This window comes from Bacillus cereus group sp. N21 (assembly GCF_016483395.1).
In the GTDB taxonomy this organism is placed as follows: domain Bacteria; phylum Bacillota; class Bacilli; order Bacillales; family Bacillaceae_G; genus Bacillus_A; species Bacillus_A pseudomycoides.
In genome coordinates, this window is the sequence record NZ_JAEHBX010000223.1 from 1 (window position 1) to 639 (window position 639).

The window sequence follows — 639 nt, forward strand, 5'->3', positions numbered from 1 at the left end:
ATTTTTCATAGCTTCGTATGTATTTGAATTCCTTTCGCTTTCTCTTCTTCACCCTTCACGCGTACAATTAAATCATATGATCCGGATTTTGGCGCTTCAAAAGAAAGCAAACCTTCTTTTTGAGAAGTGACTTCTTCTTCATAAATGACCTTATCGTCTTTTGTGACTTGCAATAAAATCGTACCTTCTTCAACGGCTACCTCATAAGGAATTTCTACATTTCCTTTTTCAGCTTTAATCGTTTGCACATCGTGATACCCTTGCAGGGAGCCAATTTTCAAAATCGTTTCGCCATTTTTTTGAACCTTTGTGACTTTTGTTGCTGTATTGCATGCGCTTAACAATACAACAAGAGTGAGAATGAGAAATGAACGTAGCAATTTCATAGAGATTCCCCTTTCTTTTTTATCATTATAAAATTTTACCATTGCGGTAACTATTTTATCATTTTTTGATAAGCCAACATACTCATCAAAATTAAAAATTGTTATTTACTGATAACCTGTATGACATCCGCATCCTGTCATCCTAATAAACTCCCGTAAATTTACTTAATCTACATTTCTTTTTGTAAATTTTAATACAGATTCTCTTGAACGTTCGATTTCATTTTTATTTTCATTATAGAACTTTGACACA

General features: G+C 32.7%; 1 protein-coding gene. It reads right to left on the reverse strand.

Annotated elements, in window-relative coordinates; translation table 11 throughout:
- Nucleotides 1–5 precede the first annotated feature (5 nt).
- Nucleotides 6–386 carry a BA_1872 family lipoprotein gene (locus JDS96_RS30595; protein ID WP_199669107.1) on the reverse strand — a complete coding sequence of 127 codons (381 nt, stop codon included), beginning with the start codon at nt 384–386 and terminating at the stop codon, nt 6–8.
- Nucleotides 387–639: the final 253 nt, after the last annotated feature.

Excerpts from the sequence above, each read along its gene's own strand:
- JDS96_RS30595 (WP_199669107.1), bottom strand. The coding sequence starts at position 386 with ATGAAATTGCTACGTTCATTTCTCATTCTCACTCTTGTTGTATTGTTA.